The sequence below is a fragment of the Streptomyces sp. DH12 genome (genome assembly GCF_020873895.1).
GTDB lineage: Bacteria > Actinomycetota > Actinomycetes > Streptomycetales > Streptomycetaceae > Streptomyces.
Genome location: NZ_JAHWGT010000592.1, coordinates 1 through 550, shown reverse-complemented (window position 1 = coordinate 550; position 550 = coordinate 1). Strand labels below are relative to the sequence as shown.

Below are 550 nucleotides of genomic sequence, written 5' to 3'. Positions count from 1 at the left end.
CGCGTACTCCGGGTCGAACCAGCTGCCCGCGTCCAGGCGGGCTATCTCGGCGGCGGTGAAGTCCTTCACCTTCCACGGCGCACGGTCGGGGAAGACCTCCTCGACGTCGGTGGTGCGCTGCAGGCTGTCGTCGTGCACGACGACGAGCTCGCCGTCCTTGGTGCGCTGGACGTCGTTCTCCACCCACTCGGTGCCCAGGGCGGCCGCCTTGTCGACGGCCGCGAGCGTGTTCTCCGGCGCGTACCCGGAGGCGCCCCGGTGCGCGACGACCACGGGTGCGGGCGCGGCGCCCTCGGCGGCCCGGGCCGGGGCGAGCGGGAGCAGGAGGACGGCGGCTCCCGCAAGCGCGGTGGTCGAGGCGGCAACAGCGCGTACGTGCATGTGTACTCCTCGCGTCGAACGGTCACGGTCAGAACCACTGTGACAGCAGAGGGTCAACGCGAGACGGGTGCGGGATGGCCACGGACTGAACGCCGGCCCCTGAACTCCGCACACCGGTGCCACACACCTGGGGCAAGGACGTGTTTCTTTGCCGGATAGTCGTTCGACC

1 protein-coding gene is annotated in these 550 nt (G+C 70.9%); it reads right to left on the bottom strand.

Annotated elements, in window-relative coordinates; translation table 11 throughout:
* On the bottom strand, positions 1 to 381 hold a 381-nt coding region (locus tag LPA54_RS35950), incomplete at its 3' end, for a glycerophosphodiester phosphodiesterase family protein (RefSeq protein ID WP_267487976.1).
* Positions 382 to 550: the final 169 nt, after the last annotated feature.